The sequence below is a fragment of the Ruminococcus sp. genome, from assembly GCF_024684275.1.
Window position 1 is genome coordinate 1 of record NZ_JAIKXF010000076.1, and the last position, 7,888, is coordinate 7,888.

At 50.2% G+C, this 7,888-nt stretch carries 8 protein-coding genes and 1 tRNA gene; 7 read left to right on the forward strand and 2 right to left on the reverse strand.

Translation table 11 applies throughout. The annotated features are described in order from the left end of the window. Positions 1-63: 63 nt before the first annotated feature. Positions 64-140, reverse strand: a tRNA-Met gene (locus K5677_RS08165). A gap of 215 nt (positions 141-355) precedes the next feature. Here K5677_RS08165 and K5677_RS08170 point away from each other — a divergent pair. The 7 genes from K5677_RS08170 (at position 356) to spoVAE (ending at position 5,602) form a co-directional block, all read left to right on the forward strand. After that, complete coding sequence (locus K5677_RS08170; RefSeq protein WP_296726677.1) at positions 356-799, forward strand: DUF5680 domain-containing protein; 444 nt, start codon at positions 356-358, stop codon at positions 797-799. 15 nt (positions 800-814) lie between these two features. Next, positions 815-1,771 carry an AEC family transporter gene (locus tag K5677_RS08175; protein WP_366849141.1) on the forward strand — a complete coding sequence of 319 codons (957 nt, stop codon included), beginning with the start codon at positions 815-817 and terminating at the stop codon, positions 1,769-1,771. 77 nt (positions 1,772-1,848) lie between these two features. Then, positions 1,849-2,694 (forward strand): proline-rich domain-containing protein, encoded by an 846-nt coding sequence (locus K5677_RS08180; protein WP_296726680.1) that lies wholly within the window; start codon positions 1,849-1,851, stop codon positions 2,692-2,694. 2 nt (positions 2,695-2,696) lie between these two features. Continuing rightward, positions 2,697-3,500, forward strand: a complete 804-nt coding sequence (locus K5677_RS08185; RefSeq protein WP_296726682.1) for a hypothetical protein — start codon at positions 2,697-2,699, stop codon at positions 3,498-3,500. Between the two features lie 12 nt (positions 3,501-3,512). Continuing rightward, positions 3,513-4,130: a hypothetical protein gene (locus K5677_RS08190; RefSeq protein ID WP_296726685.1), complete on the forward strand. Its 618-nt coding sequence runs from the start codon at positions 3,513-3,515 to the stop codon at positions 4,128-4,130. Between the two features lie 96 nt (positions 4,131-4,226). Beyond that, a complete protein-coding gene (locus tag K5677_RS08195) occupies positions 4,227-5,243 on the forward strand; it encodes a stage V sporulation protein AD (RefSeq protein ID WP_296726688.1) in 1,017 nt (338 codons plus the stop codon). Further along, entirely contained in the window at positions 5,240-5,602 is a 363-nt protein-coding gene (spoVAE, locus tag K5677_RS08200; protein ID WP_296726691.1) for a stage V sporulation protein AE, read from the forward strand. Before K5677_RS08195 ends, spoVAE begins: the two co-directional genes overlap by 4 nt. 36 nt (positions 5,603-5,638) lie before the next feature. Here the strand turns inward: spoVAE and K5677_RS08205 are convergent. Beyond that, on the reverse strand, positions 5,639-7,888 hold a 2,250-nt coding region (locus tag K5677_RS08205; protein WP_296726694.1), incomplete at its 5' end, for a cation-translocating P-type ATPase.

Here is a 7,888-nt window from a genome sequence, read left to right on the forward strand (position 1 = left end):
GAATTGAACCCATGATTCCGCCGTGAAAGGGCGATGTCTTAACCTCTTGACCAACGGGCCATATGGTAGCGGCAGTAGGATTCGAACCAACGACCAATCGGGTATGAACCGAGTACTCTAGCCAACTGAGCTATGCCGCCACAAATAACCGCAGGCGTCACCTGCGACTAAATTATTATAGTACAAAACGGCGAAAAAGTCAAGTGCAGAAAGAAAATAAAGCTAAAATTTGTTGACACGCACAATTTATAACATACAAACCGAATACTTGTTGGTGAAATTATAGCTTCATGATATTGACAAGACAGGAAAAATGGAGTAAAATTAAGTATCAAGTCATAACAGGAGAAATACTATGGACCGAGATAAAATAATTGATTTTCTCATACGTGCCAAATGTGCTGCATACGCAGGCAAGGGAGCTGAAACAATGCCCTCGCGCCCTCAGTCTCACGACCTTGAATACCGTGAGGGAGAACTCATGTATCTTGACACTTTTCTCGGAGGTGAGCGTTTCGCAGGAGAGGAAGCCCTATGGATAAGAGGTGTTCCCTGCTGGAGCATGAATTACGCAGGCAGAGTTACGGGAAATCCGTTCAGCGGTGATTTTCTCAAGGAAGCCCTTCTGCGCGTGCCTTTTGAGAAGCCATTCCGCGGACCTCAGGAGTACATAAATGGTGATTATACCTACAGGTGCGAGGTAAACGGTGATTTTGAATGGTTTCAGGGCTATGAGACCATAGAGTACAGAGGCGAAGTAATATATGACTGTTATTTCCACGGCTCGACGATAAAATAAACAGGTAGTGATAGATTGTTTCTGAAAAATCTTATATTCAGTCTGAATGCCACAGTTCCGGTATTCTTGATGATGGTATTCGGCTGGTTCGTACACAGGATAAAGCTTCTTGACGAAAATGCCACGGCGCAGATAAACAGATTTGTGTTTCGAGCTCTTCTGCCTGCGCTTTTGTTTATGGATCTGTCCACGGCAGACTTCCGCGCAGTATGGGACGGCAGATTCGTACTGTTCTGCATATGTGCAACGCTTCTCAGCGTAGGCATAGCGGTGATGTACTCAATGCTGTTCAAGGACAGTGGAGAACGTGGCGAGATAATACAGGCGAGCTATCGGAGCAGTGCGGCTGTTCTGGGAATAGCCTTTGTCAATAATATATATGGACATTCCACTATGGCGGCTCTTATGATAGTGGGGACAGTGCCCCTGTACAACATAGCGGCAGTTACGGTCCTTGCGCTGACCTCTCCGGATAAGGACAGAAGCAGCGGCAAAAAGGCGCTGTTTCTCAGCACATTCAAGAGTATAGCCACAAATCCTATAATACTGGGAATAGTTGTAGGTATAAGCTGGTCGCTGCTGAAAATACCTCAGCCTGTGATACTGTCGAAATCAGTGACATACTTAGGAAATATGGCAACGCCCTTATCCCTTATAGCGTTGGGAGCTTCATTCAAATTCGGCGAAGCAAAGGGAAAGCTGTCTGTAACAGTGGGCATAGCCTTTATAAAGCTGGTGCTTTTCTGCGGAATTTTCCTGCCGATAGCGATAAAGCTGGGATTCCGCGGCGAGAAGCTCATAGCCATACTGGTAATGCTTGGAAGCGCCACAACGGGAAGCTGCTTTGTAATGGCGAAGAATCTGGGACACAAGGGCGTAATCACGGCGTTTGCGGTAATGCTGACCACGCTTTTGAGCGCATTTACCCTGACGGGCTGGCTGTTCCTGCTGAAAACTCTTGGATATATCTGATATAGCACTTGCATTTTTGTCAAGTATCCGATTCAAGAGTTAGTTGGTACATCAATAAATAAAAAGGAGTGACATAGATGCCTTATTGTACAAACTGCGGAAGAAAGCTAAATGACGGCGAGATATGCAGCTGTACTGCCCCTGCGCAGGGAGTTTCCATGCAGCAGCCGAATAATACTGCGCCACAGGGCGGACAGTACAATAACGGCGGAATGCAGCAGGCTTCGCTCCCACAGCAGGGATATTGGCAGCAGCCCTATCCATATAATGGACAGCCATACCCAAATCAGCCCTATCCCCACGATTTTCGATATTCCTACGACGGTCAGGCTCTGCCGCCGCCGCCGAAGCCGAGCAATAAGTGGATACTTGCCATAGTTATTCCGCTTGCCGCAGTATTTCTTGTCCTGATAGTGCTTATTTTGGCTATAATGATACCGTCTTATTCGCGGTATAAGCAAAAAGCAAAGCAGACGAACATAAATTCAAAGGCAAGCAGCATATACAGGGCGGCAAATTCCGCTCTTGCAGACCTTGATGCAGATGGTGTGGACGTCAATGGCGATTATATCATAAGCTCTGACAGCTCAAAGGACATCGCAGTTCCCTATGACGCAGGGAAATTCTGTGAAAGGGAAAACAAATATTTTGATAAAGCCGCGGAAAGCGAGTATTTCATCGTGGTAAGGGACGGTGTCGCAGTATATGCGGCAGCCTCAGAGAGCTGGACGGACAAAAAAGCTAAGATAGGTACATATCCTGCCAGATATACAGGCTCGTCCGTAGCATATTCCCCTGTGGAATATTCTCCCCGTGGAGAAAATGTGCTTGCGGAAAAGGGTAAAACTCTCGATGATCTGTACGATCACGCCGTAAAAGAATTTAAAGAAGATATCAAAAAACAGAATTATAAGGAGTGGTAAAAATGCCGTATTGCAGCAATTGTGGAAAGCTTTTACAAGAGGGTGAGGTTTGCAGCTGTACAGCCCCTGCACAGGGAGCTCCCATGCAGCAGCCGAATAATATTGCGCCGCAGGGCGGACAGTACAATAACGGCGGAATGCAGCCGCCTCCGCCGCCATATCCATATAACGGACAGCCCTATCCGAACCAGCCCTATCCACAGGGCTATCCTGCGCCTTATTTCGGTCAGCAGCTGGCACAGCCCCCGAAAAAGAGCAATGCGTGGATACTTGCTATAGTTATCCCGCTGGGAATAGCTTTCCTGCTGATAATAGCCATATTAGCCGCAATATTAGTGCCGTCTATGCTTGGATATACAAAGAAATCAAAGCAGTCAAGCATGAATTCTAATGCAAGCACTCTTTTCAAAGCGGGAAATACTGCCTTGATAGAGCTGGATGAGGAAAAAAAGGATATTAAAGGCTATTACATCATAAGCTCAGATAACAGCAGGAATCAGGCTGTTCCCTTTGATGTGGAGAAATTCAGGGAGAAAACCGCAAATTATTTTAATAAGATCGGCGAGTATGAGTACTTCATGGTATGCCGCGACGGAGCCGTTGAATACACAGCCATTGCCAAAAGCTGGGGTGACAAGAGTGATTATATAGGTACATATCCTCCCAGCAATATTGACGGTATAAGGCTGTACAGAGTTGACAGTTCTGGATATACATATGGCAGTTCAAGCTTCAGCAAAGACACTAAGATGAGCCTCAGCGACCTGTACAAGGACGCATCTAAGGAATACGCTTCAGCTAAATAAAGGAGCAATACTATGCCATACTGTACAAAATGCGGCAGACCGCTCAATGACGGCGAACACTGCGGCTGTACACAGTCAGCCCCTCAGAAGAAAAAGAGCTATACCCTGCTGTTTGCCATAGGGATACCTGTACTCTGCTTAGCTGCGCTTGCTGCCGCAGTATTGCTGCTGCGTGTGATCACTGATATGAGCTGGAGGTCAAAGCAGGGCAGAATGGCTGAGATGAACAAGGTGGCTGAGGAGATGACAGAGGCGGCAGACAAGGCTCTGCAAAAGATAAGCAGTGAGGGCGGAGATGTCAGCGGCTGGAACAATATAAATTCCGACGAGGATATACCCATATCCTATAAATTCGATATTGGCAGATTCCATGAATATTTCAGCGAGTATACAGGCAGCAGCGACAAGGAGTTCTTCATCATCGCCCATGACGGAAGGGTGGAGTACTTAGCGGTTTCCGACAGCTGGAGCAACACAGCGGACGCTGTCGGGACTTATCCGTTTTTAGATGGTTCGCCTGTATATTTCAGCAGGGACGATATAAAGGAAAAGGTCGGAAAAGGAAAGCGCCTCAGAGATGTTTACATCGAAGGTACGCGCGAATTAATGGATATAAGATACAGAGAATAAAGCAAAGGCGTGACAAGGGGAGCCCCCTGATGTCACGCCTTTTTTGCATATTTATGCAATTTTGCCGCATAATATCTCCGAAAGAGAGGTATCAACATGGCAGAACGAATAGCAAGGGGAGTTTTCCGCACGGATACTCCCGTAAGGATAAAAAGCTATGCCGCAGTAGTCGGTGAAAAGGAGGGAGAAGGACCTCTTGGTGAATGCTTCGACGAGGTCATAGCTGACAGTCACTTCGGAAAGGACACATGGGAACAGGCAGAGACTCAGTTCCAGCTTGAAGCTGTAGGGCTTGCGCTAAGCAAGGCAGGTCTGCAAAAGGAAAATATCGACATCATATGTGCAGGCGACCTCATAAACCAGTGCATAGGCTCGGCGTACAGCGTCAGGGAGCTTGCTATGCCCTTTCTCGGGTTATACGGCGCTTGCTCCACTATGGCTGAGGGGCTTCTTATCTCTTCTGTGCTGACGGACAGCGGTATCGCCGAGTATGCCGCCGCAGTGACCTCCTCCCATTTCTCAACAGCAGAGCGGCAGTTCCGTTTTCCGCTGTCCTACGGAGGTCAGCGCACCCCCACATCACAGTGGACCTGTACAGCCTCGGGAGCAGTGATAGTTTCACGAAGCAGCGGCAATATCAGCGTAGTCGGCGGCTGTATCGGCAAGATAGCCGACCTTGAAATAACCGACATCAATAACATGGGCAGCGCTATGGCACCTGCGGCTGCTGACACGATAATGCGCTATTTATCGGCAACAGGCACAGCTCCCGAGGATTATGACTATATCGTCACAGGCGACCTCGGCGTGGTGGGAAGTCAGCTTCTAAAGGACTTCCTGCTGAAGCAGGGCGTTGACATCACAGCTCAGCACCGTGACTGCGGCGCTATGATATTCGACATTGAAAAGCAGGATATGCACTGCGGCGGCTCGGGCTGCGGCTGCGGAGCAAGTGTGCTCTGCGGACATTTCCTGCCCATGCTGGAACGGGGCGAGGCTGAGAATATACTCTTTGCCGCTACGGGCGCGCTGATGTCGCCTATGTCTCTGCAGCAGGGCGAGAGCATACCCTCAATATCACATCTGGTGCATCTGAGAAAGGAGCAGTCATGATAACAGATATACTAAAAGCATTCATAGTCGGCGGAGCTTTATGCGCCGTGGGACAGCTTCTCATCGACTTTACAAAGCTGACGCCTGCGAGGATACTCACAGGCTACGTAGTTACGGGAGTTATACTTTCAGCAGTGGGATTGTACAAGCCCATAGCTGATTTTGCAGGAGCAGGTGCAACGGTGCCCCTGACGGGCTTTGGGCACCTGCTTGCGGAAGGCATAAGAAAGGCAATAGGCAGCGACGGATTCCTCGGCATATTCACAGGAGGTCTTACCGCCGCGTCAGGGGGCGTGACGGCGGCATTGCTTTTCGGGCTCATGGCTTCGCTGATATTCAGACAGAAGGACAAATTATGACTTTAGCAGCTGATTTAGGCAATCTGTCCTTAGCGATTATTTTCTGCTGAAAACCGAGCTGATAACAGGCACAGCCGCGCTGAAACCGAGAGCTGTCAGCAGCTGAGGTGTGCTGAGCGATACGGTGCTGAATACCATTTGCAGCTGAGGCAGCATTACTGCTGCGGCAAGGACTGCGGCGGATATGACTGCCGCAGCGACAAGCTTGATATTTCCGAATGGGTTCATGTGCAGCAGTGAACGATGCTCTGAGCGGCACTCAAATACGTGTATCAGCTGTGATACCACAAGGGTTATGAGAGCGGCGGTGCGGCAGGCTTCAAGAGAGCCGCCGAGCCGCATTGCCGCAGTAAAGCTTGCAAGGGTGGAAAGTCCTATAAATATGCCACGAATGACTATCCTCCACATGAGACCGCCTGAGAAAAATCCCTCCGTAGAGCGCCGCGGCGGTCGGTTCATAATGTCTTTTTCGGGGAGCTCCATACCGAGAGCGATCGCAGGCAGACCGTCCGTGACGAGGTTGACCAGAAGTATCTGAACAGGCAGCAGCACTACAGGCATACCCATGAGTATCCCCAGAAACATAGTTAGCACCTCGCCTATATTGCAGGACAGCAGATACCGAACAAATTTCCGTATATTGGCATAAACGCAGCGTCCCTGCTCAACGGCGCTGACGAGAGTTGCAAGGTTGTCGTCCATGAGTATCACGTCGGCAGCCTGTTTTGTCACGTCAGTGCCCGTAACTCCCATAGCCACGCCCACATCGGCTTCCTTTACCGCAGGGGCGTCGTTCACTCCGTCACCCGTCATGGTGACTATTTCTCCGCGGCGCTTGAAGCTCCGCACGATACGCAGCTTATGTACAGGCTCAACACGGGAAAACACAGTGTATTTGCCGATGACCTTATCCAGCTCCTCATCGGAGAGAGCGTCCAGCTCAGCTCCTGTCATAGCCATGCCGCCTTTGAGCAGACCAGCCTTTTTCGCAACTGCCACGGCGGTATTTTTGTGGTCACCTGTTATCATAACAGTTTTTACAGAAGCCGCCGCGCATTTTCGGATAGCAGTCTTTGCCTCCTCACGGGGCGGATCGGTCATGCCTGCAAAGCCAAGAAATACAAGGTTTCCGCAGTTTGGCTCTAATGTATCTGAGCTGCACATGGCAAGCGCAAGAACTCTCAGCGCCCTGCCTGACATTTCCGCAGCCTTTTCCGCAAGCTGACGGCGTACAGCTGAGCTCATGGGCGCAGGCTTGCCGTTTTCGGCGATATACTGACTGCATCGAGGCAGCAGCACCTCCTCTGCGCCCTTGAAGTACATACGCTTGTCGTTTCCGCAGGAGCAATGTACCGCCATGAACCTCGTTTCGCTGTCGAAGGGGTATTCTCCCAGAGTGCGGCAGCTCCCCGAAAGTGACTCTTTAGTTATGCCTGCCTTTGCAGCAGCAATGAGCAGAGCCGCTTCTGTTGAGTCACCTGTGACCTGCCATTCGCCCTTGCCTGCAAGAGTTCCTCTGTTGCGGCTTTTGGGTGTTTCCTGAGTGCTTATTTCCGCCGTAGAGCAGAGAACGCCGCACCGCAGAGCTTCTGTGAGAGCCTTTTCCGCAGTAGGATTGACAGCGATATTGCCGCTCTTTGTGACTGCTCCGCTGACACGGTAGCCCATGCCGCTGAAATAGTAGTCTGTTGAAACAGTGGACAGCTCCGTAACGGTCATTTTGTTCTCGGTTATGGTACCTGTTTTGTCGGAGCATATCACCGACGTACAGCCTAATGTCTCAACGCTGTGGAGCTTGTTCACAAGAGCCTTTTGCTTCAGCATACGGCTGACCGCAAGAGCAAGGGCGATAGTCACCGTGGCGGGCAGTCCCTCGGGGATAGCAGCAATGGCTATGGTTATGCCTGTCATCAGCATATCGAACACATTCTCGCCGCGGAGCACTCCTGCCCCGAAAACAGCGGCGCAGACAACGAGACAGATCACGGCGACAGCTTTTCCGAGCTCTCCGAGACGCTTTTGCAGGGGAGTAGGCTCCCTGTCGATGTCGGAGAGCATTTCCGATATTTTTCCCATTTGAGTATTTTTGCCTGCAGCTATGACCTTTGCGCGGCATACGCCCTTAGTTGCGGAGGCTCCGCAGTAGACGATATTCGGCTTGTTGAGGGAGTTGTCGGTATCGTCGGGAGAGCCTGCGGACTTTCCCACAGCCGTGGATTCGCCTGTAAGTATCGCTTCATCGGAGAAGAATCCGACAGCCTTCAACACAGCGCAGTCCGCAGGTAT